20 protein-coding genes are annotated in these 24187 nt (G+C 74.9%); 8 read left to right on the top strand and 12 right to left on the bottom strand.

Features of this window, described 5'->3' with window-relative positions; translation table 11 throughout:
• Positions 1-155: 155 nt before the first annotated feature.
• The 10 genes from FKD65_RS38305 to FKD65_RS38260 form a co-directional block, all read right to left on the bottom strand.
• Positions 156-1217, bottom strand: a complete 1062-nt coding sequence (locus tag FKD65_RS38305; protein ID WP_141584137.1) for a hypothetical protein — start codon at positions 1215-1217, stop codon at positions 156-158.
• Positions 1214-2272 carry a Gfo/Idh/MocA family protein gene (locus FKD65_RS38300; protein ID WP_141584135.1) on the bottom strand — a complete coding sequence of 353 codons (1059 nt, stop codon included), beginning with the start codon at positions 2270-2272 and terminating at the stop codon, positions 1214-1216. The genes FKD65_RS38305 and FKD65_RS38300 overlap by 4 nt, the downstream gene beginning before the upstream one ends.
• A gap of 19 nt (positions 2273-2291) precedes the next feature.
• The gene (locus FKD65_RS38295) at positions 2292-3578 is read right to left on the bottom strand and encodes a DegT/DnrJ/EryC1/StrS aminotransferase family protein (RefSeq protein WP_141584133.1); all 1287 of its coding nucleotides are present in this window, start codon (positions 3576-3578) and stop codon (positions 2292-2294) included.
• A gap of 155 nt (positions 3579-3733) precedes the next feature.
• Positions 3734-5104 carry a condensation domain-containing protein gene (locus tag FKD65_RS38290; RefSeq protein WP_141584130.1) on the bottom strand — a complete coding sequence of 457 codons (1371 nt, stop codon included), beginning with the start codon at positions 5102-5104 and terminating at the stop codon, positions 3734-3736.
• A gap of 22 nt (positions 5105-5126) precedes the next feature.
• A complete protein-coding gene (locus FKD65_RS38285; protein WP_240810403.1) occupies positions 5127-6539 on the bottom strand; it encodes an arylsulfotransferase family protein in 1413 nt (470 codons plus the stop codon).
• Between the two features lie 198 nt (positions 6540-6737).
• Positions 6738-7376: an O-methyltransferase gene (locus FKD65_RS38280; RefSeq protein WP_141584126.1), complete on the bottom strand. Its 639-nt coding sequence runs from the start codon at positions 7374-7376 to the stop codon at positions 6738-6740.
• Positions 7377-7409: 33 nt separating this feature from the next.
• Positions 7410-8144 (bottom strand): thioesterase II family protein, encoded by a 735-nt coding sequence (locus FKD65_RS38275; protein WP_141584123.1) that lies wholly within the window; start codon positions 8142-8144, stop codon positions 7410-7412.
• Between the two features lie 32 nt (positions 8145-8176).
• Positions 8177-8821, bottom strand: a complete 645-nt coding sequence (locus FKD65_RS38270) for a sulfotransferase family protein (RefSeq protein ID WP_141584120.1) — start codon at positions 8819-8821, stop codon at positions 8177-8179.
• Positions 8822-8889: 68 nt separating this feature from the next.
• Complete coding sequence (locus FKD65_RS38265; protein ID WP_141584118.1) at positions 8890-9930, bottom strand: type III polyketide synthase; 1041 nt, start codon at positions 9928-9930, stop codon at positions 8890-8892.
• Between the two features lie 160 nt (positions 9931-10090).
• Positions 10091-10747, bottom strand: coding sequence for a response regulator transcription factor (locus FKD65_RS38260; RefSeq protein WP_240810402.1), 657 nt, complete (start codon positions 10745-10747; stop codon positions 10091-10093).
• A gap of 271 nt (positions 10748-11018) precedes the next feature.
• Between FKD65_RS38260 and FKD65_RS38255 the strand changes: the two genes are divergently transcribed.
• The 4 genes from FKD65_RS38255 to FKD65_RS38240 all read left to right on the top strand — a co-directional run bounded on the left by FKD65_RS38255 (position 11019) and on the right by FKD65_RS38240 (position 14716).
• Positions 11019-11297: an acyl carrier protein gene (locus tag FKD65_RS38255; RefSeq protein WP_141584114.1), complete on the top strand. Its 279-nt coding sequence runs from the start codon at positions 11019-11021 to the stop codon at positions 11295-11297.
• Between the two features lie 31 nt (positions 11298-11328).
• Positions 11329-12420, top strand: a complete 1092-nt coding sequence (locus FKD65_RS38250) for a DegT/DnrJ/EryC1/StrS family aminotransferase (RefSeq protein WP_141584112.1) — start codon at positions 11329-11331, stop codon at positions 12418-12420.
• Position 12421: 1 nt separating this feature from the next.
• Positions 12422-13528, top strand: a complete 1107-nt coding sequence (locus FKD65_RS38245; RefSeq protein ID WP_141584110.1) for an inositol-3-phosphate synthase — start codon at positions 12422-12424, stop codon at positions 13526-13528.
• 96 nt (positions 13529-13624) lie between these two features.
• Entirely contained in the window at positions 13625-14716 is a 1092-nt protein-coding gene (locus FKD65_RS38240) for an acyltransferase domain-containing protein (protein ID WP_141584108.1), read from the top strand.
• A 47-nt stretch (positions 14717-14763) separates the two neighbouring features.
• Here the strand turns inward: FKD65_RS38240 and hutH are convergent, their stop codons facing one another.
• Positions 14764-16356, bottom strand: a complete 1593-nt coding sequence (gene hutH, locus FKD65_RS38235; protein WP_205718402.1) for a histidine ammonia-lyase — start codon at positions 16354-16356, stop codon at positions 14764-14766.
• 229 nt (positions 16357-16585) lie between these two features.
• Positions 16586-18361, bottom strand: coding sequence for an AMP-binding protein (locus FKD65_RS38230; RefSeq protein WP_168221311.1), 1776 nt, complete (start codon positions 18359-18361; stop codon positions 16586-16588).
• Positions 18362-18611: 250 nt separating this feature from the next.
• On the opposite strand from FKD65_RS38230, the gene FKD65_RS38225 reads away from it, so the two are divergent.
• From FKD65_RS38225 to fabG, 4 genes are read left to right on the top strand one after another with little or no spacing between them, the layout of a single operon-like run.
• Entirely contained in the window at positions 18612-19928 is a 1317-nt protein-coding gene (locus tag FKD65_RS38225) for a beta-ketoacyl synthase (protein WP_141584101.1), read from the top strand.
• Positions 19925-20959: a beta-ketoacyl synthase N-terminal-like domain-containing protein gene (locus FKD65_RS38220; RefSeq protein WP_141584099.1), complete on the top strand. Its 1035-nt coding sequence runs from the start codon at positions 19925-19927 to the stop codon at positions 20957-20959. The genes FKD65_RS38225 and FKD65_RS38220 overlap by 4 nt, the downstream gene beginning before the upstream one ends.
• Positions 20956-23361, top strand: coding sequence for a type I polyketide synthase (locus FKD65_RS38215; protein ID WP_141584097.1), 2406 nt, complete (start codon positions 20956-20958; stop codon positions 23359-23361). The genes FKD65_RS38220 and FKD65_RS38215 overlap by 4 nt, the downstream gene beginning before the upstream one ends.
• Positions 23358-24062, top strand: coding sequence for a 3-oxoacyl-ACP reductase FabG (fabG, locus tag FKD65_RS38210; RefSeq protein WP_141584095.1), 705 nt, complete (start codon positions 23358-23360; stop codon positions 24060-24062). Before FKD65_RS38215 ends, fabG begins: the two co-directional genes overlap by 4 nt.
• Positions 24063-24187 lie beyond the last annotated feature (125 nt).

Raw genomic sequence — 24187 nt, 5'->3', positions numbered from 1 at the left:
TCCAGGGTCTGGGGTGGGGGCGCGTGCCGCAGGTCGGGCATTCGATCAGGCGCACGCGGACTGACGGGCCCTCCCTGCCGAACTCCACCCGGGGTGCGGCGCGCAGCGCGGCGGCGGCCTCGCGTCGCGCCATGTTCTCGACCAGGGCCGCGATGTCAGGACGCATGGGCGCGGCTCCGTTCCCGCATGCCGTGCCGCACCGCCGTCAAGGCCAGGCCGAGGGCGGCGTCCCGCAGTTCGCCGTGATCCCGGGGGGAGAGCCCCTGGTCGATCCACGAACTGATCGCCGCCGGCGTCAACGGTCCGCAGCCCTCTGCGGCGGGGGCGGACCTTCTGACGTCCAGGCCCAGGAGATAGCACGCCGCCCAGACCTCCGTCATCGCCGGGAGCTGCCGGGCGGGCAGCGCGGACAGGTGGGGCTCGGCCGCGTCGAGGACCTCCTCGGGGTCCACTCCGGCCAGCGGGCAGGCGTCGTACCAGTACCAGGCGAACTGGTGTTCCACGGGGTCGCCGTGCATCAGCCGGATCGAGCAGGCCGAGCCTTCCAGAGCGACCGTGTAGCCGCCGGGCGGCAGGTCGGCGCCGTCCGTCCGGTGGCCGGCCGGCCACCTGCGGTCCGGCGTGAACACGGTGGCGCGGAGCCCGTCGTGGTGCCCTTCCACCAGCGACTCGGCGTGCCCGTGGTCCATGAGGTGGGGCACCGTGGCCACGACCGGGATGCCGCGCTCGCGGCAGAAGACCACGACCATCTCGTCGTCGTCCTGGACCTCGTCGGGGATGCCCGCGAGGTAGCCGGCGAGGGCGCGCGCGTGCTCCGCGGGGAGGACGAACCCCTGCGTCGGCGTCCACTCGTACCGGGAGAGGGGCGCGTAGGCGGCTCCGGCGACGGCCGCGCGCCGCACCAGGTACGAGTTGTGCGGGGTGTGCCACAGGCAGAACAGCGATACGCCGTGGGTGGGGCGCCCGCTGACCGCGTCGTGCACCTGGGCGGCGAACCCCGGGGCGGGCCGCACGTCGTCCTGGAGCACCAGGTGGTGCGTCGCGTCGCGGCCGATCGCGGCCCAGGCCCGCTTGGCCGTGCGCAGCGGGCTCGGCCTGCCGTCCGGCTCCGGGTCGGGGACGACCTCGGGGGCGAGCGGGGCGCAGGCCCGCACCAGCGCGGGGACGCGGTCGGCGCGGCGCGGGTGGTGCATGACGGCCGCGCTGATCCTGATCATCGGGGGTCCGCCCGGCGGTCCTTCGCCGCCGCCCAGACGCGGTTCAGCGTCTCCACGTCGTGGGCGGCGTCCTCCGCCGGACTGAGGCAGGGCCGCCCGTCGAGCACGACGTCGAAGAAGTGGTCGAGCTCCGCCCTGAACGGGCTGGTGTAGGAGCCGAGCGCCGACTCGGTCACCAGTGCGCCGCCGCGCAGGCCCGTCGTGGTGAGGCGCGCCGGGACGTGCTTCAGGTAGATCGACGGATACTCCAGGACGTGCGTCCGGGACCCCGTCACCGCCCGGAACTCCTCGACGTAGCCGCCCGCGATGGTGTCGAGCGTCAGGACGCTCATGCTGACGTGGAGGTCGTCGCCGCTCCGCCAGGAGACCTCGACCCCGCGGCGGTCCAGGACGTCCGACGCGGTCAGGATCTCCGGCCGGTCCACGCCCGTGAGCACCCGCAGGCAGTAGACCTCGTGGATCGCCAGGTTGAACAGCACCTCCTCGCGGAGGTAGTCCCAGGACCCGCCCCACTCCGGGGCCGCCTCCGGCGGGGTCCAGCCGAGCGGCCGGACGACGTCGAGGTGCGCCCGGTAGTAGTAGTCCATGGGAAGCGCGGCCTCGGCCCGCAGGCACACCGGCCCCGGCTCCGCCTCCACCGCCTCCCGCAGCGCGTCGAACGCCGTGTCGAACAGGCGGCTGTAGCCGACCATGACGGTCCTGCCGAGCTCCTTCGCCCTCCGAGCGATCTCACGGGCGTCCCGTGTCGAGTAGCACAGCGGCTTCTCGACGAAGACGTCCATGCCGGCGTCCAGCGCGTCGTGGATGATGGGCGCGTGGTCGCCGGAGGTGAGGACCACCAGCACGTCCGCGGGCGCGCTCTCCAGCATCTCGCGGTGGTCGGTGAAGGCGGCGGCGACGCCGAAGCGCTCCGCCACGCCCTTCAGCACGTGCGGGTCCCGCTCGCAGACCGCGCGGACGGTGCACACGTCGGAGCGTTCGAGCAGGAACGGCAGATGCATGATCTGCGCGATCTCGCCGCACCCGACGACGTCGACCGTGAGACGGCTTCGCATGTCAGCGTCCTTCCGTTCGTCAGAGCCCGTGGGCGGAGGAGATCTTCATCAGCGCGTCGCGGATGTCGGCGAAGTCCTCGTAGTCGCCGAGCAGCAGGAAGTGCGGGATCGTGACGACCTGCCGCCGGGCCGCGAGGGACTCGGGCAGCTCGAAGTTCCTCGGGTCGATCCGGGCCAGCATCCGCGGGTCGTACTTCTGCGGCGATCCGAGCGGGTTGTAGAGCGTGCAGTCGTTCAGCGGGTCGTGCAGCGGCTCGCACGTGACGCCGAGCTCGTGGCTCAGCTCGTCCTGCATCGCGGCGACCTCGGCCGCGTCGACGGCCGCGTCGACGCGGAAGCAGTAGCGGTAGTAGGTCCGCCTGGTGCAGCCGTCGGGCGGCGCGATGGGAGAGAACGCGTCGTTCCCGGTCAGGGCGTCGTCGAGCAGCGCGGCGGTCGTGCGGCGCCGCTCGTTCTCCGCGTCCAGCTGCCGGAGGCGGCCGAGCAGCAGCGCGCCCTGGACCTCCGACATGCACAGGTTGCGCCCCTGGACGTCGCCCCGGTCCTGGAGGTTGGGCTCCCCCACGGCCGGGTTCTCGGAGTAGACCCTGCCGTCCGCGCGGTACTGCTCCATGAGGCCGGCGAGGGCCGCGTCGGCGGTGATGGACGCCCCGCCCTCGCCGCAGGTCAGCACCTTCGACTCCTGCATGCTGAAGGTCCCGATCGCGCCGAGGGTGCCGACCGGCCTGCCCCGGTACTCGGCGCCGTGCGCCTGCGCGCAGTCCTCGACGAGGGCGAGGCCGTGCCGCCGCGACAGGTCCAGGAAGGCGTCCATGTCGGCGGTGTTGCACGCGTAGTGGACGACGAGGACCGCCTCGGTCCGCGGTGTGATCGCGGCGGCCGCGGCGGCCGGGGACATGCACAGCGTCTCCGGGTCGATGTCCACCAGGACCGGCACGAGTCCGGCGCCCGCCACCGCCGAGGCGCACGCGACCCAGGTCAGCCCGGGGACGAGGACCTCCGCCCCGCGGCTCAGGCCGAGCGCCTCGAAGGCGATCGTCAGCGCGCTGGTGCCGCTGGTCGTCGGGACGCAGTGCGCCACCCCGTGGTACGCCGCGAACGCGCGGGCGAAGCGGCGCTCGTACAGCTCCTGGCCGTTGTGCATCTCGCTGATGGCCCACCGGCCGCTGCGCAGCGCGTCGAGGGCGATGCGCTCGGTCTCGGCGTCCAGCCTGGGCCACGCCGGCCACGGGGCCGAGCGGACCGGGGGCCCGCCGCGGGCCGCGAGCTCCGGCCGCTCCGTCCGGCCGCGCAGGGCTTCGCTCATGCCTGATCGCCTTTCTCTCTGGTGTCCGGGGTCGGGCGAGGGGGCGCCGGCCAGGTGGCCGACGTCCCTGCCACTGTGCGGTGAGGCGCGGTGGCGCCGATATCCGCTGTCGGACGGTCTGGTGGGCGGACGAATGGGCGGCCGGATCGGACCGGTCAGGCTCCCGGCTCGTCGCGCAGCTTGATCCGGTCGAGCGGCGTGCCGTCGTCGGCGACGAGCGCGGCCAGCAGCTCCTCGACGGCGAACAGGAAGGCCCGCAGGTGCGGCGACGGCACGTACGCCGTGTCCGTCAGCAGGTTCAGGGTGACCGCGGAGGGGTCCTCGACCACCTCGACCGACTCGAAGAAGAACCTGACGCTGGCCCGGTCGAGCCGCTCCCCCCACTCGAACCGGGTTTCGGGGGCCTCGTCCATGACCCCCTCGTAGCGCCCCCCCGGCGCGCCCTTGCCGTTCCTCGTGGCCGTCCACATGTCGTTGAAGTAGACGTCGAGTTCGGCCCCGGCCTCCGCCACGATCCCCGCGGCCAGGTCGGGGTCGTACTGCCCGTGGCGCATCGCGTTCAGCGCCGACGTCCGGGCGGCGCGGACCATCTCGCCGAACCGTCCGGCGCGCAGGTCGACGACCGCCGCGACCTCCTGGCTGACCGTGCCCACCGCGTTGCGCAGCTCGGGCCGGCCCCGGTTGCCCACGACCACGCGCACCAGGCAGCGCCGCTCCCCGGTGTACCGGCCGACGAGCGTCGCCACCGCGGCCAGCAGCACGTGGGACGTGCTGACCCCGTAGCGGGCCGCGAGCAGGTCGAGCGCCCGCGGCACCGCCCGCGAGGTGAGGCCGCCGGTCCGGTAGCGCGGGGACTCCGGCGCGTGGCGCGCGGCGGCGAACCCGGCCCCGGGCGCGGCGGCGACGGCGCGGCGCCAGTACTCCAGTGACCTGCGCAGGGTCTTCCGCCCGGCGTCCGAGCGCTCCCAAGCGGCCCGTTCGGCGGGTTGCAGCCCCGGCGGGGCGGCCGGGGCCCGGCCCTCCAGCCCCCGGACGAGCTCGTCGAAGAGCACCCGGCTGCCGGCGAGGTCGGCGGTCACGTGCGGCATGCCGAGGACGACCAGCCGGGGTTCGGCGCCGCTCGTCCCGACGCACACGCGGAACGGGACGCCGCCCGCGAGGTCGTACGGCCGCGCCTGGGAGTCGGCCACCCACCGCCTGGCGGCCGACACCGGGTCGCCGTCCAGTTCCCGTACCTCGACGTCCAGCTCCCCGGCGGCCGCGACCCGCTGGACGAGCCGGCCGTCGTCGGACGGGCGGAACACCGTGCGGAGCGACTCGTACCGCTCGACCAGGTCACGGACGACCCGCAGCAGGCCGTCCGTCGTGTGCCCGGGCGGCAGGAAGCCGCCGCCCACGACGTTGCCGTGGGCCGGGTCGCCCGCCCACTCCATCTCGCGCCACATGTCGAGCTGTCCCCAGGTGCACGGATGCTCCCCGGCTCCCGGGCCGGCGAAGGGGACGGCGTGGTGGCCGGGCCGCGTCATCTGCCTCGTCTCCCAGGTCGGCTCAGGCTCCGGTCTCGCGCGCGGGAGAGGCGCCCATCACCTCTCCGCCGGCGTCGAGCGCCTCCACCCCGACCAGCCGCGCCGGCGCTCCCTCGGGCAGCGCGATGGCCGTGTCCAGGCCGTCCCACTCGACGGTGGCGACGGGGCGCAGGGCGTCCTCCGAGGGGCCGGCGAGGAGCCGCCAGTGCGCCACCCCCGTGGCGCCGTTCCAGACGGCGTGCACGCGTTCGCCGTCGAACAGCACCTCCGGCGGCGTGTCCGGGCGGCCCTCCCACTCCTGGCGGAAGACCCGGTAGGTGGTCCAGCCCGGCCCGGAGGGGGTCTCGGCGTCGAAGAGCAGCTCGCCGTCCGGGGAGAACTCCGAGATCCGGCCCGCCCGCCCCCAGCCGACCAGGACGTTGCCGCCCGGGAGCTCCTGGGCGTTGCCCTCGGCGATCGACGACAGGTGCTCGGGATGGGTGATCTGCCGGACGTGGGTCGCGACGCCCGTCCCGGTGTCGGCGCGCACCCAGACCACGCGCGACTCGAACCCCTCGAAGAAGTCGTTCGCGCCGTTGTCGAAGATGCGGTAGACGTCGCCGCCGACCGGCTGCCCGTCGTGCTGCCAGTTGCACCGGACGCCCACGTCCAGCACGAACGTGCTGTGCCCGCTGCCGAGCTTCCAGATGACCTCGCCCGTCCGCCGGTCGATCTTGTAGAGGGCGGAGGAGCTCCTGGCCGTGAGCACCAGGTGGCCGTCGGCGTCGATCCCGACGGCGTTCACGTGCAGGTGGTCGTAGGGCAGATCGGGGCGCAGCTGCGCCGGCATGTTGCTCTCGTTGAGCGGGATGTGCTCCAGGCCGCTCCAGTGGAACAGCACCTCGCCGGTCTCGACGTCCACCTCCTCGATGACGCTGTCCAGCGTCATGGCGTCCGCGGCCCCGCCGATGGAGGTCAGGTCGTGGGGGACGACCTGGTAGCTGACGACGATCGCGGTGCCCTCCTCGGTCAGGATCGCCTCGTGCAGGTCCACGCCGTGCTCGCCGCCCGCCTCGATGGTGGCGATGACCCGGTAGGCGCGGTCGGCGATGTACACGGCGCCCTTGCCGACCCCCGTGTTCGTCGCGCTGCCCTGCCACCAGGTGATCACCGGTTCGCCCCGGTACTCCTGCACCCGGACGTTGGTGGCGTACTGCCCCTCGGGGATCGGGCGGAACCACACCAGGCGGCCCTGGTCGTCGGCGAACTGCGGCCCGTGCGGCGCCTCCGGTTCCAGCATGGACTGCGGCGACAGGAACAGGTATCCCGGCGCCACGCCCTCGCGCGCCAGCGTCACCTTGATCCGCGGAATCTCCGCGTAGGCGGGCATCGGCGTCGTGTCGGGCCCGGACGCCGTGCCCACGGGAGCCGTGCCTACGGGATCGGAGGTGGTCACGTCACTCAAAGGTCTCTCCTCGGATCTCGGGTCGGAAGCGGCGTGCGGGGCGCCGGCCCGGCCAGGCCGCCTCGGTTCGCGGCCGGCGGTCGCGCTGCTCCCCGGTTCACCAGGCTCGCCGCCCCCGGGCCGCCGGATAATCCCTGAGCGGCCGCGCGTGTGCACTGCCCGGTCGGGCATGCCCGGGGCGGCCGCCGCTCAGCGCTTGCGGACGATCAGGGCCCCGTCCCCGGCGGGCAGGATGACGGCGTCGACGCGGTCGTCGTGGACGACGGCGTCGTTCAGCTCGCGCACGGCCTCGACGTCCGCCGCGTGGCAGGCGCGGTCGACCACGTGCCCGCCGCGCAGCGCGTCACCGAGGAGGAGCAGGCCCCCAGGACGCAGCCGGGCGAGGAGCTCCTCGTAGTAGAGGCGGTGGCCGGCCTTGTCGGCGCCGATGTAGCCGAAGTCGAGGACGGGATCGGGCGGCAGCGCCCTCAGCGTCTCGATCGCCGGGGCTATGCGCAGGTCGATCCGGTCGGCGACCCCCGCCCTGCGCCAGTACTTCTCCGCGATGTCGGTCCACCTGCGGTCGATCTCGCAGGCGAGCAGGCGGCCGTCCGGCGGCATGCTCCGCACGATGCACAGCGAGGAGTAGCCGGTGAACACGCCCACGCTGACGACCCGCCGCGCCCCCGCCATGCGGACGAGCATGCCGAGCAGCTCGCCCTCGTAGTGGGTGACGTGCATGTCGGGGGCCCTCGCCTCCGTCTCCGCGGCCAGCTCCTTCAGCACGTCGTCGGGGGGCGGGCAGTGGGCGAGCAGGTACTCCCTGACCGCCGGGTCGATGATGTCCATGGCGTCCTTTCGGCTCGGCGGGACCAGGTGCCGTCACGGCAGGCGGTCCCGGATGATCCTGGTGATCCGGTCCTCGTTGGCGTCCAGAAAGAAGTGGCCGCCGGTGAAGACGTGGGAGCCTCCGCCCGCAGCCCCGTGCGCGCGCCAGGCGAGCGCGTCGTCGAGCGGGGTCATCGGGTCGTCGGAGCTCGCCAGCACGACGACCGGGCAGGGCAGCGGCGGGCCCGGCAGGTACCGGTAGGTGTCGATCGCCTGGTAGTCGCCGCGCAGCACCGGCAGCATCATCCGGGCGAACGCCCGGCTGCCCAGCAGCCGGGCGTTCGTGCCGCCGAGCCGCTCGACGTCGGCGAGGATCGCCTTGTCCTCCATGGGATGCGCGCACTGCGGCCTGCTGCGCGAGGGGGCCGAGCGCCCGGAGGCGAACAGCACCGGGGGCGGCGCGTCCAGCCCGCGCGCCACCTCGAAGGCGACCATGGCGCCCATGCTGTGCCCGAAGAAGGCGGGGGTCGCGCCGAGGGCGGGGACCTCCCGGCGGATCAGGCCGGCCAGCTCCGCCAGGTCGGTGAGCACCGGCTCGCGGCGGCGGTCCTGCCGGCCGGGGTACTGGACGGCGATGACCTGGACCCGCGGGCTCAACCCCTGCGACAGCCTGTGGTAGCTGTTCGCCGAGCCGCCCGCGTGCGGGAAGCAGAGCAGCGGCGGCGCGTCCGGCGCGGCCGGGTGGAACCGCCGGAACCAGCCGGCCCCGCCCGTCTCGGATTCGGTCATCGGGTCCTGCCTCTTGCTCGGGGCCGGGCGGCTCAGGACGGCGCTGCGCCGGTGACGTGCTCGCGCAGCAGCGCGCCGAACTCGTCCTGGTCGTTGGAGCGCGGGAAGGGCACGTCCGGCACCGGGACGCCGAGGAACCCGCACAGCGGCTCCCAGCCCTGGGCGACCTCGAACACCAGCAGCCGGTCCGGGTCGATCTCCCGGCGCACCGCCTCGTTGTGCTCGGCGAAGACGCGCATGGCGTGCTCGGCGTCGGTGAAGCGCCCCCCGAACTGCCCGTCCCACACGACCTCGCGCGACATCGCGCGCATCTCGGCGAGCACCGGGGTGGGGGCGGGCGAGGGGTCCATGGCGGCGCGGTGGATGGTGGCGGCGGCGCTGTCGTACCAGCGGCGCGGGTCGCGCACGGTGAGGATCACCTTGGCCCGCGGCGACCACGCGGCCAGCTCGCGCCAGAACCGGGCGCCCGGCCAGTCGACGCTCGACCGGTAGCCGCGGTAGACCTCGTCCCAGTCCGCGGGACCCGGCCGGGCGGCCCGCCGCCATCGCGGGATCTCCTCGGGGCGCTCCAGCAGCCCCAGCATGTGGTGGCACGGGCCGAAGCCGAGCGTCTCCAGCGCGGCCTTGAGCGAGAACGTGCCGGTGCGGCCGAACCCCGCACCGATGACTTCCAGCATGGCGACTTCCTCCGGTGGGTGTGTGCGTTCACGTGAGGGTGCGCTTCGGGCTCAGAGGCGCGGCCCGGTCAGGCGCCGCGGAGCAGGACGCTCCAGACCGTGGCGCCGGGACCGAAGGCCATCGCGACGCCGTACTCCCCCGGCCCGAGGGGCCGGGAGTCCTGGAGGCGGCCGAGGACGGCCAGGACGGCGGGCGCCGCGGTGTTCCCGTACTCGCGCATGACCGCGCGCGACTCGTCGACCGACTCCCGTGGAAGGTCCAGCTCCTCGGAGACCCGGTCGAGGATGCGGCGCCCGCCCGGATGCACCGCCCACCAGCCGACGTCCTCCCGCGCGAGCCCGTTGCGGGCGAGGAGCCCGTCGACGGGGCCGGCCACGGCGGAGGCCGTGACATCGGGCATGGTCGGGGCCAGCCGGATGCGCATCCCCCGGTCGCCGACGTGGACCTGGAGGTCGGCCGCGTACCGGGGGACGGACACCAGCCGGGAATCGAGGACGTCCAGGCCCGCGGTCCCCTCCTCGCCGGGCCGCATCACGACGGCGGCGGCGCCGTCGCCGAACAGGGTCAGCACGACCGCCTGCTCCTTGTCGTACGGCGGCGGTTGCAGGTGCGGCGAGAACAGGTCGACGCACAGCGCCACCGCGGGCCTGCCGTGCACCTCGACCCAGTTCCGGCAGGCGGCCAGCGTGGGGATCGCGGCGTAGCAGCCCATCGGGCCGAGCGAGAGGAACTCGGTGTCCGGCCGCATGCCCGTCTCGTGCACGAGAGCGTCCAGGCCGGGCGCGGAGTGCACCGTGGTGGACGTCGTGATCAGCAGGCCGACCTCGTCCGGGCGCAGACCGGCGAGCTCCAGCGCCCGCCCGATCGCGCCCCGTCCGAGCGCGCGCGCCTCCGCCAGGGCGCGCTCCATCCGGCGTGCCGTCGTCCAGCCCCGGGGATCCTCGTCGATCGGGTTCACCGCCATGCCCTTGGTCTCGATCGCGGAACCGCGCACGATCTCGGCGACCGCGGCGCCGCCCGGGTCGTCCCGCAGGAACGAGGCCAGCTCCTCCAGCTTGAGCTGGGGAGGCGAGGCGAAGGTGATGTCGGTGATCCTGGCTGGCGGCATCGCGAACGGCCTTCCTGGTCCGGCGGCGCGGGGCTTGCGTGGGGCCGGGCGGTCTCCCGGGCCGGCTCAGCACATGCTCGGCCCGGGAGAGCGGGAGGCGTAAGGCACCGATGGACGCGCGACCAGCCGGATGGATGTGCATGTCCGGATGGCCGGGCCGCTATGCCGCCGAGATCATCCCCTGCCTGATGGCGATCACCACGGCGGCGGTCCGGTTCGGGGCGCCGAGCTTGAGCATGACGCTCGTGACGAGCCGCTTGGCCCCGTGGTCGGAGATCGACAGCCGGCGGGCGATCTGCTTGTTGCTCAGCCCCTCGGCCAGCAGCGCGAGGGTCTCGTTCTCGCGCGGCGTCAGCACCGCGGGCCGCACCGACCCGGGCGGCACCGGCGAGCCGGCGCGCGCCAGCAGCTCCCGGCCCACCCGGGCGGGCATCGGCATCTCGCCGAGCATCATCCGGTTCAGCGCCTCACCGAGGTCCGGCGGGGTCAGGTCCTGCTGGATGAGGAACCCGTCGGCGAGGGCCGCGCCGCCGAACGAGGACCCGGACGCCTCCACCTCGTCCAGCAGCATCAGCACCTTCGTGCGCGGCAGCGCGGCGGTGAGCTCCGCGGCCGCCGGCCCCTCCGCGCTCGTCACCACGAGCACGTCGACGCCTCCCCCGGCGACGGCGGCCTCCGCCGCGCGCCGGTTCGCGCAGTGCCTGACGGTGCCCACGCTCGGCAGCAGGTCCAGCACGGCCTCCAGCCCGCGCCCGACCACAACGTTGTCCACATAGATCACGACGTTCAGGCAGGCGGTCGCGACGTTCTCGGTCATGCTCACGCTCACTCCCTCATGGCGGATCGTGCGCCCGTTCGTGCGGGCCATCAGCCATGTAAAGCGACAGCCAGGGCCCAGACCAGAGCGTTGTCGTCTTCCAGCCATGGGGCGGCTTTTTCGTGGTGGTGGAGTCGCGTTTTCCAGGTATGCCCATCCAGGCAGTGCACAAGCGCGGCTGGTCAGGGGTGACGTCGTCCTGGAAATGGTGGCGACAATCGCCGGGAATCGGCTCTCAGCCGAGACCAGACGAGCGAGGCAAGGAGGCCCCATGACGGGCTCGACCCTTACGACATCCGCCGCCGAGCTGCGGGCGTGGCTCATCCAGCGGATCGCCGAGTACCTGGAGAAGGACGCGTCCGAGATCGACGCCGAGGCGACGTTCGAGGCGCAGGGGCTGGACTCGATGGCCGCGCTGACGCTCTGCGACGACATCGAGGACCAGATGGGCCTCGTCGTGGAGCCCACCCTGGCCTGGGACCACCCGACCATCGACCGGCTGGCGGACTTCCTCATCAGGACCGCCGCCGAGAACGAGGCGTCCCGGTGAGCGCGGGCCCCTGCGGCGGGGGCGCCCGCTGATGGAGCTGCGGCAGCGGCGCTGGCCTCCGGAGCCCGCCGAGGAGGAGCTGAAGCTCCTCTGCGAGGTGGCGCGCTCGCGGACCTGGACGGACGGGCCCTGGACCGCCGAGGTCGAGCGCCGCATGGAGCGGCTGACCGGCGCCCCCCACGCGGTGGCGTTCAACAGCTGCACCTCGGCGCTGCACGCCGCGCTCCACGCGATGGGGTGCGTCCGCGGCACCCGCCTGGCGGTCCCGGCGCTGACGTTCGCCGGGACCGTCACCGGGGCCGCGCACATCGGCGCGCGCATGGCGTTCGCCGACGTCCATCCGCGGACCCTCAACCTGGCGGACGGCCTGCCCGAGGCCGACATGGTCCTCGCCGTCGACCTGCACGGAGTCCCCCACGGGCTGGACCGCGTCCGCGTGGACGGCCGTCCCGTGCTGACCGACGCGTGCCAGTCCATCGGGAGCCTCCTGTCCGGCCGGCACGTGGGTGCGGCCGGGACGCACGCCTGGTCGTTCTCCTCCGCCAAGCTGATCGCCGCGCCCGACGGCGGCGCCGTCACCACGGGCGACGCCGGGCTCGCGGAGCGGCTCAGGGAGCTGCGGGACTACGGCGTCCCCGCCGGGAGGTCGCGCTCGAACGCGGCCGTGGTGCGGGCCGGCGGGCACAACTGGCGCCCGTCCGAGCTGAGCATGGCCATGGTCGCGCACCGGCTGGACGGCCTGGACCGGTGGGCGGCGCGGGCCCGCGCCGTCACCGCCCGCGTCCACGAGGCGCTGGACCGGACCGGGCTGTGGCGGCAGCGGGCCGGGGACGCGGCGGAGCCCGCCTGGCACAAGATCCGCTTCGGGGCGCCCGGGTGGGCGCCGCAGGAGGCGGCCCGGATGGAGGGCGCCCTCGCGCGGGCGGGGGTGCCGACGCACCGCTGGGGCCTGGTCCCGCTGCACCACCATCCGGTCTTCGGGGGCTCGGCGGGCGCGCCGGTGGCCGAGGCCGCGGCGGCGGGCACGCTGTGCCTCGGCACCGAGGCCGCGCCGCCGCTGACGTGGAACGACGATGAGGTAGAGCAGGTCTGCCGCATCCTAGAAACGATCATAGGAAGCTGACATGGATACTCCCCTCGTTCGGGTCGGCGTCATCGGCGTCGGGAACTGCGCCCGCGCCCTGCTGGAGGGCACGGCCCACTACCGCTCCGCCTCCGGCTCGCCGGCCGGGCTGATGTTCCCCGAGGTCGGCCCCTACGGCGCCGGCGCCCTGGAACCCGTCGCCGCCTGGGACGTCGACGTCGAGAAGGTCGGCAAGGACCTGTGGACGGCCCGCGCCGCCGGCCAGAACCTCCCCGTCGGCATCGGCGGCGACCTGCTGCCCGTCGGCGCCGACGTGCGCGTGCTCCGCGCCCCGACGCTGGACGGCGCCGGCGCCCGGTACCGGGAGCGGGTCACCGTGGCGGGCGACTCCGCGGGCGACCGCGCCGGGACCGTCGCGCAGGTCCGGGCCGCGAAGGTCGACGTCCTGCTCAACTACCTGCCCGTGGGCTCGCAGGAGGCGACCGAGTGGTGGGCCGGTGTCGCGCTGGAGGCGGGCGTCGGGTTCGTCAACAACGTGCCGGTGTTCATCGCCCGCCGGGACGAGTGGCGCGACCGGTTCCGCGCCGCGGGCCTGCCGCTCATCGGCGACGACATCAAGTCGCAGCTCGGCGCCACCTACCTGCACCGGGTGCTGGTGCGGGCGTTCTCGGACCGGGGCATCACCCTGGACCGGACGTACCAGCTGAACGTCGGCGGCAACATGGACTTCTACAACATGCTGGAGCGCGACCGCCTCGCCTCCAAGCGCGAGTCCAAGACCTCGGCGGTCACCGACGCCTACGACGGCGAGCTCGGCGGCGACGACGTCCACATCGGGCCGTCGGACTACGTGCGGTTCCTCGGCGACACCAAGAAGGCGTTCATCCGCTGCGAGGGCCGCGGCTTCGGCGGCGCGCCGATCGAGATGGAGATCCAGCTCACCGTCCCGGACTCGCCGAACTCGGCGGGGGTCGTCATCGACGCGGCACGGATCGCCAAGCTGGCCATGGACCGCGGCGACACCGCCGTCGACGAGTGGGTGTCGGCGTGGCTGTTCAAGGCGCCGCCGCGCGCGGTCGCCCAGGAGTCCGACCAGATCGCCCGCGAGCGCCTCGTCCGCTGGATCGGCGGCGGGGCCGGCCGGTGACGGCGCGACCCGGACATCTGTGACCAGGGCCGGGCCGCGCGAGCGGCCCGGCCCTTCCCGTCCCCGGCCGGGGGCGGGCCGAGAAAGGTGACGCTGATGGACGGTCCCGCGATCACCGCCGAGCCCGGCGGATCGCCGCGGCTGGTGTTCGTCTTCCCCGGCCAGGGCGCCCAGTGGGTGGGCATGGGCCGCGGGCTGCTGGAGTCCAGCCCGGTCTTCGCCGGCGCGCTGGAGGAGTGCGCCGCCGCCGTGGAGGACGAGCTCGGCTGGTCGCCGCGCCGGCGGCTGGACAGCGACGCGCCGCTGTCGGACGTGTCGGAGATCCAGCCGGTGCTCTGGGCGTTCCAGGTGGCGCTGGCGGCGGTCTGGCTGGACTGGGGCGTCGGGCCGGACCTCATCATCGGGCACAGCATGGGCGAGATCGCCGCCGCCACGGCCGCCGGGGCCCTGTCCGTCCGGGACGCGGCCGCGGTGGTGTCCCGCCGCGGCGTCCTGCTGCGGGAGCTGGGCGCGGCGGGCGCGATGTGGGCGGTGGGCCTCGGGGAGAAGGAGGCCGAGGAGGCGATCGGGAGGCACGCGGACCTCGTGTGCGCCGGGGTGCTCAACAGCGACCGGTTCACCGTCCTGTCGGGCGACCCGGAGGCGATCGAGCGGATCGTCGCGCCGCTCCGCGAGCGCGGGGTGTTCTGCCGCCGCGTGGCGGTCGGGTACGCCTCGCACGGGCCGCAGGTCGAGCCGATCCGCGACGGCCTGCGCGCGGCCCTCGCCGGGGTGCGGGCGAAGGCGCCCGCGATCCCGCTGCACTCGACGGTCTGGGACCGCCCGGTCACGGGTCCGGAGCTGGACGGCGCGTACTGGATGGAGAACGTGCGGCGCCCGGTGCGGTTCGCGCCCGCGGTCCGGTCCGCGCTGTCCGGCGACGAGCCGGTGCTGTTCGTGGAGATCAGCCCGCACCCGCTGCTGGTCTCGGCCGTGGGCGACGCGATCGAGGCCGCGGGCGCGGCGGCGGCTTGCGTCCCGTCCCTGGTGCGGCGGCAGCCGGAGATGGAGACCCTGCTGGCGGCGCTCGGCGCCGCCTACGCCGCGGGGCGCGCGCCGGACTGGTCGCGGGTGCGGGCGGCGGGACGGCGGGTTCCGCTGCCCGCCCAGCCCTGGCAGCGCCGCCGGTTCTGGGTGGACCCCGGCTGAGCGGCCCGGCGGGTGCCCTCGCAGGCGGGCACCCGCCGGGCGCCGGTTCAGCCGAGGGCGGGCACGCCGCTCCCGCTCTCGGCGACGGCCCTGCGCAGCTCACCGGAGCGGATGGCGTCCCGGACGCGCCGGATGTCCTCCTGGAGGGGCCGGTCACCGTCCAGGAACGGCGTCATCTTGCGGACCAGGGTGTGGACGGCGGCGGTCGCGGAGCTCAGGTGCTCCAGCCCCCGCAGGTCGGCGGCCTGGCACAGGGCGATCAGGTGGATCGCGGCGACCTCCTGCGCCAGCTCCACGACCGAGCGCGCGTCCCGCGCGGCGATCGTGCCCATGCTCACCTTGTCCTGGTTGTGGGCCTCGGTGGAGCGGGAGAAGGACGTCGCGGGCATCGTCCACCGCTGCGCCTCGGCCACCAGCGACGACGCGCTGATCTGCATCCCCTTGAAGCCGTGGTGCAGGCCGGCGTCCCAGCTCCCGGCCTCGTAGCGGGGGATGAGGTTGGGCGTCAGGCCGTTGTTGAACTTCTCGTCGACGACCAGCTCCAGCTGGCGGTCGAGCAGGTCGGCGACGCTCGCCACCGCGGTCTTCAGCGAGTCCATCGTCTGGCCGACGTGCCCGCCGTAGAAGTTGCCGCCGTTCAGGACCGTTCCGTCGGGGCGGAACAGCGGGTTGTCGTTGGAGGAGTTGACCTCGATCTCCAGCATCTGCCCGGCCCAGACGAGGGTGTCGCGCAGCGCGCCCACCACGTGCGGCGCGCAGCGCACCGAGTAGCGGTCCTGGATGGGCCGCTCCAGCTGGCGGTAGCCGTCGCCCGTCCACGCCTCGTCCGCGCCCGGGCCGCCGCCGCGCCCCCCGCCGGCCAGCAGCCCGCGGATCGTGCGGGCGCTCGCGAGGACGCCCTCGTGCGGCTTCTGCCGGAACAGGAAGTCGTCGAAGTGCGCCGGGTTGCCGAGCAGCACCTGGCTCGCCATCGCCGTGCACAGCTCGGCCGCGTACGCCAGCTCGCCCGCGTCGTGGGCGGCCAGCACGGCGAACGCCGACATGAACGAGGTGCCGTTGACCAGCGCCAGCCCCTCCTTGGCCTCCAGTGACACCGGGCTCAGCCCGGCGCGCGCGAGGGCGGCGGCGGCCGGGCGCCGCTCGCCGCCGGCCAGGACGTCGCCCTCGCCGGTCAGCATCCGGCCCACATAGCTGAGCGGGACGAGGTCGCCGCTGGCGCCGACCGACCCGCGCTCCGGGATGAGCGGCAGGATGTCGTGGTTGAGGCATTCCAGCAGCAGCTCGACGACGCGCGGCCGTATCGCCGAGTAGCCCCGGGCGAGGCAGTTGGCACGGACCAGCAGCGTCGCGCGCAGGACGTCCGGCTCGGCCGCGGCGCCGGTCCCGCAGTTCAGGAAGCGCAGCAGGTTCTCCTGGAGCGCCGCGGCCTTGCCCCCGTGGATCTGCCGGGTGTTGCTGTCGCCGAAGCCCGCGGTCACCCCGTAGATCGGCAGCCCCGCCGCGATGAGGTCGTCCTTGGCCCTCACCGTGGCCTCCATCCGCGACACCGCGTCGGGGGCCAGCCCGACGCGCGGGCGGCGCGGCGCCCTGGCGACCGCGACGGTCTCCGCCAGGGTCAGCCGGTGGCCGTCGAGCGGCAACGTCGGCGATCGAGGCAGTTCAGGCGTCCCAGACGGCCCGGAAGGTCCGGGTGATTCAGGTGATTCAAGTGATTCGGACGATGAGGAAAACGCCGCGGAGAGCTTGTCGGCCATGTGCGAACTCCATTCTCGTTCAGGCGTCCGGTACCGAAAGTCTGGGCAAGGGCCCCGTTACCGGAAAATCCCTATGCCGCCGCGCTCACGTGCTGCCTTTATGGGCATGCCTGGCTCAGTCGGCGTGGTCGGCGGGCAGGATCACCTCGGGCGGCGGCGGGTCGCGGTAGAGCAGATCCACCTGTGCGGAGCGGTTGCGGAGCACTTCCAGCTGGCTCACCGAGCCCTTGTCGGTCAGCTCCCCCGCGTCGCGGTCCGGGGGCTCGGCCAGCAGCAGGAGCCGCTCGATCCGCCGCGAGGACCGCTGCCCCGCGTTGAACCTGGCCAGGGCCTCGGCCAGGCACCGGCGCGTGACCGCCGGGTCGCCGACGCACCGGGTCCAGGCGAGCGCCCCCGCATGGGGGCGGCCCGCCCCGGTGATCACGACCTCGCCGAGCAGGTCGGCGGCCGCCAGCAGCGCCGCCCGCAGCGCGCCGACCCGCACCCACGTGCCGGTCGTCAGCTTGAAGTCCTCGCTGATGCGCCCCTGGAACACGAGGCCGCGGCCGGGGTCGCCCTCGTCGGCGAGCGCGCCGGCGTCACCCGTCCGGTAGTAGCCCTCCTCGTCGAACGCGGCGGCCGTGCGGTCCGGGTCGTGCAGGTACCCGGCCATGACCGTGGGGCCCGCGGCCCGCATCTCCAGCCGCCCGTCGACCGGGGCCAGCTTGAGCCGGACCCCCGGCAGGGGCACGCCGATCGCGCCCGGCACGTCGGTGTCCAGGTGCGCGGAGGTCACGGCCGACGCCGTCTCGGTGAGGCCCCACGAGGAGGTGAAGCGGACCGTCCCGGGTGAGAACCGCTCCGCCAGCCGCAGCATCCGCTCGCGCAGCTCGGCGGGCAGCGGGGCGCCGGCGCTGAACAGCAGGCCCAGCCGGGCGAAGAACGTCTTGGCGAGCACCGAGTCGCACTCCAGCGCCTCCGCGAGCAGCGCGAAGCCGGCGGGCACGTTGAAGTAGACGTTCGGCGAGAACTCGGTGAGGTTGCGCAGGCTGCGCGCCAGGAGCTCGGGGGTCGGCCCGCCGTCGTCGATGGCGAGGGTGCCGCCGTTCGTCAGGACCATGTGGAGGTTGTGGTTGCCGCCGAATGTGTGGCTCCAGGGCAGCCAGTCGACGAGGGTCAGCCGCGTCTCGGCGAGGAACGGCCAGACCTGCCGCATCATCTGCTGGACGGCGCACAGCATGCGGTGCGTGTTCGGGACGGCCTTCGGGCGCCCGGTCGAGCCGCTCGTGAAGAAGATCTTGGCGACGGAGTCGGGGGTGACGGCGGCCCGGGCCGCGGCGAGCCGCTCCCCCGGCTCGGTGCGCAGCAGTTCCTCGAAGGGCTCCCCGCCGCCCTCCCGGCCGAGGATCGCGCGCGGGGCCAGCCCGGCGAGCGCGGCCAGCGCCGCGCCGTACTCCCGGCCGTCCTCGGCGTAGACGGCGCCGGGCCGGGCGATGCCGGCGACCGCGCGCAGCCGCTCGTGGCCGCCGCTCAGCGAGTACGCGGTGCTGAGCGAGACCACCGGGATCCCGGCGAGGTACCCGGCGAGGGTGAGCCGCAGGTGCCGCAGCGAGTTGCCCGACAGCACCATGAGCGGGCGCTCCGGGCCGAGGCCGCGCTCCAGCAGGGCCTGCCCCAGCGCCTCCGCGTCCGCGAGGGCGTCGCCGTAGGTCAGCTCCTCCCACCCGCGGCTGCGCCGCTCGGCGGCGAGGACGGCGCCCGGCCGCTCCGCCGCCCACCGGCGCAGGGGGCGCGCGAGGTCGGCGTCGTAGTGCTCCAGCGGCGCCCCCGAGGACAGCAGCACCGTCCCGTCGGGTCGCCGCACCGCGCTGATCCTCGGCTCCGCGAACAGCCGCGCGAACGAATTCACCATGCGACTCGAATCCCATTCATGAAAGGCACTCCCGGCCGGGTCGACTTCGCCCCTGGACACTAGACGCGGGGGCCGGCCTGCGGACTGCCGATTCGGCCGCTCTTTCGCCGGTGCACGGGCAGCCCCGGGCCGGGGCCCGGACGTACCGAAGCGGGCATGGCCATGAGCGCAGCGCGATAGGGCGCGCCGACGGCCATTGAGCCGGGCGCCGCGGCGGGAAATCCTCGCTTCGAGGTGAGCCGAATTGGAGATGTCCACCGTTTCCCAAGACCGTCCCCGCGCCCGGGGCCCGGCAGAAAGCCGCCGGCCCCGGGTCGTCGTCACCGGGCTGGGCGTCATCTCGAGCATCGGCATCGGCCGCGCGGACTTCCTGGCGGCGCTGCGGGACGGCGCCTGCGGCGCGTCGCCGATCAGCGGGTTCGACACGACCGGCTTCAGGTACGCCCGCGCCTACGAGGTGCCCGGGTTCGATCCCGAGACCCGCCTGCGCCGGATCGAGCCGGGCCGCTTCGGCAAGGTCGGCGCCCAGGCGGCCGCCGCCGCGCGGATGGCGATGCGGGACGCGGGGCTCGACCCCGCGTCGGTCCGGGACGAGCGCGGCGTCGTCGCCGTCGGCACCACCTGCGGCGAGTCGCTCGACGTGGACGCGCTGGCCGCCGCCGAGGTCGCCGGCGGCCTGGCGCGGCTGCCCGCGTCGCGCGCGCGGCGGGTGCATCCGGGGCGGCTGCCCGTCGCGGTGGCCGTGGAGCTCGGGCTGACCGACGTGGAGGCCGTCGCGATCCCGACGGTGTGCGCCGCGGGCAACTACGCGGTCGGCCACGCCCTGGACGCCCTGCGCGGCGGCGAGGCCGAGTTCGCGGTCTGCGGCGGGGCCGACTCGGTGAGCCGCATGGCGTTCGCCGGGTTCTACCGGCTGCGGGCGTGGGCCCCGGAGAGGTGCAGCCCCTTCGACCTGCACCGGAGCGGGTTCATGTTCGGCGAGGGGGCCGGGATGCTCGTCCTTGAGACCCTCGGCCACGCGCGCCGGCGCGGCGCGACCGTCCTCGCCGAGGTCGCCGGGTTCGGGCTCAACTGCGACGCCGAGCACCCCACGAGACCGCTGCGCGAGCGCGTCGCCGACTGCCTGGCGGGCGCGCTGCGCGACGCCGGCGCGGCCCCGTCCGAGGTGGACGTGGTCTTCGCGCACGGCACCGGCACGAAGATCAACGATGCGATGGAGTCGGCCGCCTTCGCGGACGTGTTCGGCGCCGCGGGGCCGCCCGTCACCGCCCTCAAGTCGATGATCGGCCACACGCAGGGCGCGGCCGGCGCGCACGCGTGCATCGCGGCGGTGCTCGGCATGGCGCACGGGTTCATCCCGCCCACCGTCAACTTCTCCACGCCCGACCCCGAGTGCCCCGTCGACTGCGTGACGGGCGCGCCGCGCCCCGCCCGGGTTCGCACGGCCGTGGTCAACTCGCTCGGCGTCGGGGGCAACAACGCCGCGGTCGTGCTGCGCCACGCCGGCGCGCTGCCGGACGTGCCGCCCGCGGAAGCCGGCGCCGGCGCGCGGGAGGGGGCCGCGTGAGCACCGCCATCTCGGCGATGGCGCTGATGTCGCCCGCGGGCGTCGGCGCCGGCCCGTTCGGCGAGGCCGTCCGCGCGGGGACGCCGCTTCCCGGCGGCGCCGTCGAGGACTTCCGCACCGAGGCCCCCGACCCGTCCGCGCGCCCCGTCCGGCTGGTCGACCGCCCCTCCGCGATGGCGCTCGCCGCGATCGCGGACCTCCTCGGCGGAGACGTCCTGGAGGGATGGCCGCCCCACCGCCGGGCCCTCGTGCTCGGCAGCGGCGCGGCCGGGATCGACCAGTCGATGACGCTCACCCGGGACTCGCTGACCCGGCCGCGGCCCGACAACGTCAACCCGGCGCTCGTCCCCGCGTGCGTGATGAACTACGCGAGCGCCCAGGCCGCGATGGCGTTCGACCTCCAGGGGCCCAACGCGACCGTGACGGCGGGCGGCGCCACCGGACTCGCCGCGCTGCGGTACGCGCGGCGGCTGCTCGCCGCCGGCCGGGCCGACGCCGTCGTCTGCGGCGCCTACGAGGACCTGAACGACCGGCGCGCGGCGATCGCCGAGGCCGCCGGGCGCGCGGGGCGGCCCGCCGAGGGGTGCGCCGTGTTCCTCGTCGAGTCCGCCGGCCGGGCGCGCTCCCGGGGCCGGCCCGTGCTCGCCGAGGTCCTCGCACTGGAGAGCGGCGTCTTCGACGAGCCCGGCCAGGCGCACGACGTTCTGGGCGCCGCCGTGCACAGGGCGCTGCGCACGGCGGGCGCGGACCTGGAGGACGTCGGCGTCCTCGTGCCCTCGGGACCGGAGGACGCCCGCATGCGCGTTCCGGCCCGCACCCGCGTCGTGCGGTTTTCGGAGATCGTCGGTGACGCCTTCGGGGCCGCCGGCGCGCTCCAGGTCGCCGCCGCGATCGCGGTCTCCGGCGCCGGACGGGAGCGGGCGGCCCCCGACCCCGCCGGTGGTCTCGCGCTCATCACCACCATCGACAGCGACGGGCACGCCGGGTGCTGCTTGCTGCGGACCGGCGGCCGAGGAGGACCAGGAGCATGACGGACATCGCCATCGTCGGCATCGACTGCCGCTTCCCCAAGGCACCCGACCCCGCCGCGCTGTGGGACCTGCTGATGCGCGGCGACGAGGGGGTGACCGAGGTGCCGGAGTCCCGCTGGGACGCCGACGTCTACTACGACCCGGACGGCGGCCTCGGCAAGACCAACACCCGGTACGCGGGCTTCATCGACGACGCCGACGCCTTCGACCACGAGTTCTTCGGATTCTCCAAGGAGGAGGCCGAGGTCGCCGACCCCCAGATCCGGCTGCTGCTCCAGACCGCGTGGCGCGCCCTCGAGGACGCGACGATCGACCCGCGCTCGCTCGCGGGCGGCAGGACCGGCGTCTACGTCGGGATCATGGGCTCGGAGTGGATGAGCCTGCTGATGACCAACTTCACGAGCATCACCGGCCACGTCGGCTCCGGGAACGGCTATGCGATGGCCGCCAACCGCATCTCCTACCAGCTCGATCTGCGGGGCCCGAGCATGGCGATCGACACGGCGTGCTCGTCCTCGCTGGTGGCGACCGAGGAGGCCTGCCACGCCCTCCGGGCCGGCGTCTGCGACCAGGCGCTGGTGGGGTCGGTGAACCTGTTCATCACCCCCTCGTCCAGCATCTACTTCGCCCAGGCGAAGGTGGCCTCCCCGGACGGCCGCTGCAAGCCGTTCAGCTCCAAGGCCGACGGCTTCGGGCGCGCCGAGGGCGTCGCGGCGCTCGTCCTGCGCCGGCTGGAGGACGCCCTCGCCGACGGCCTGCCCGTGTACGCGGTCATCAAGGGCGGCGCGGTCAACCACGGCGGCCGCAGTACGACGGTCACCGCGCCGAACCCGCACGCCCAGCAGGCCGTGATGGCCGAGGCCTACGAGCGCGCGGGGGTCCGCCCGGAGGACGTCGCCTATGTGGAGACGCACGGGACGGGGACGCTGCTGGGCGACCGGCTGGAGGCCCGCGCCCTCGGGAAGGTGCACGGCGTCCCCCGGGAGCGGCCGTGCGCGATCGGGTCCGTCAAGGGCAACATCGGCCACGCCGAGGGGGCGGCGGGCATCGCCGGCCTGATCAAGACCACGCTGGCCCTGCACCACCGCGTGGTGCCGCTCAGCCGGTTCTCCGACAGCGAGAACCCGAGGCTGAAGCTGGCGGCGAACGGGCTCCGGCTCGTCAAGGAGGCGATGCCGCTGCCGGACGGGGAGGTCCTCGCCGGGGTCAGCGGCTTCGGCCTGGGCGGCACCAACGCGCACATCGTCCTCGGCACCGCCCCGGAGGCGGCCGCGCGGCCGGGTGCCGGGCCATCCGGACGCGCCTGCGGCGCGGTCCTGACCGTCTCGGCGACCGGCGGCGAGGGCCTCGCCGAAGCCGTCCGCCGGCTGGCCGGGGACGTCGCCGCCGCGCCCGCCGGGACGCTCGGGCGGCTGAGCTGGACGTCCAACAAGGTCAAGGCGTCGGGGCCGGTCCGGTTCGCCCTTCCGGCCTCCGACCGGGCGGCCGCCGCGGCGGCGCTGCTGGAGGCCGCCGAGGACGACGCCCGGCTCGCCGCGCTGTCCGGACGGGCGGGGGCGCGGCCGAAGACCGGATGGGTGATCTCCGGCGGCTCGGCCTGGCGGCCCGGGATGTCGGCCCGGCTGCACGAGCGGGTCCCCGCCTACCGGCGCGCCCTCGCGGCCGTGGACGCGGCGCTGCTGCCCCGTCTCGGCTGGTCGGTCCGGGACGTCGTGCTCACCGGCGTGCGGGCTCCCGCCGCCGGGCCGGCCGCCTTCGCCGTCGCCTACGCCGCCGGGCGGACGCTGTCCGACCTCGGGATCAGGCCCGCCTGGACGGTCGGCGAGGGGGTCGGCGAGTACGCCGCGGCGGCGCTGGCCGGAGCCCTCGACCTGGACGACGCGTGCCGCCTGGTCGCCGCCCTGACGTCCCCGGAGCCGCCGGCCCGGAGCGCCATCGGCCTCGTCTGCCGGGCGCCCGCCGTCCCGCTCCACTCCGCCCGCCGCGGCGGCGTGCTCGGGGACGAGGCACTGGAAGCCGCGTTCTGGGCGGAGCGCCCGGACGGCGGACCGCTGTTCGACGAGGCGCTCCGGGCGGCGCAGGAGTCCGAACCCGCCCGTCTGGTCGAGGTCGTGGGCGAGCGCACCGACGGCCTGCGCCTGTTCCCGGGCGACTCCGGCGGCGACGCGCTGCCCGAGATCGTCGCCGCGCTCTACCGGGACGGCCTGGACCCCGACTGGGACGAGCTCTACGAGCCGGACGAGCGCGTCCGGCACCGCCTCACCCCCTACGGATTCGCCGCCACCGGGCGCTTCTGGTGGAACCACCCGATCGGCGGGGGCGGAGACCTCGCCGCGGCGGTCGCCGCCGCGGACCCGGTGCCCCGGCCGGCCGGGCCGACCCTTCCTGGAGGGGACTCATGACCCGTTCCGTACTCGTCACCGGCGGGAACCGCGGCCTCGGGCTAGCGATCGCCCGCGCGTTCGCCGGCGCCGGCGACGCGGTCGCGGTGACCCACCGCGGATCCGGCGCCCCGGCCGGGCTCCTCGCCGTCAAGTGCGACGTCACCGACTCGGGGCAGGTCGCCCGGGCCTTCGAGGAGGTGCGGGAGGCCCACGGGCCGGTCGAGGTCCTGGTCTCCAACGCAGGGATCACCGACGACGCGCTGCTGCTGCGCATGACGGAGGAGTCGTTCACCCGCGTGGTCGACACCAACCTGACCGGGGCCTACCGGGTCGCGCGGGCCGCGGTCCCGGACATGATCCGCGGGCGGCGCGGACGGATGATCTTCGTGTCCTCGGTGGCCGGGCTGAAGGGCGTCCCCGGCCAGGCCAACTACGCCGCCAGCAAGGCCGGCCTGATCGGGCTCGCCCGGGCGCTGGCCCGCGAGCTGGCCACCCGCGGCATCACCTCGAACGTGATCGCCCCAGGCCTGCTGGACACCGACATGACCAGCGGGCTCAGCGACCGCTACAAGCGGCAGATCCTCGACGAGGTCCCGCTTGGCCGCACCGCCACCCTCCAGGAGATCGCGGCCGCGGCGGTCTGGCTCGCCTCCGAGGGCGCGGCGGCGGTGACCGGCCAGGTGGTCACCATCGACGGCGGGGGCAGCCTGGGCCACTGACCGCGCGCGGCGGCGCACGGGCGAGACGGGCCCGGCCGCGGCGCCCGGGGGCCCATAACGGTCCGCCGGGTCACGTTGGCCTGGTCCAACCTGACAGTTGGTTGACAGTCCAACGATCCAATGGT

This window comes from Actinomadura sp. WMMA1423, from assembly GCF_006547145.1.
In the GTDB taxonomy this organism is placed as follows: domain Bacteria; phylum Actinomycetota; class Actinomycetes; order Streptosporangiales; family Streptosporangiaceae; genus Spirillospora.
Note: the sequence above shows the minus strand (reverse complement) of the source record. Positions and strands in the feature narration are given on the sequence as shown.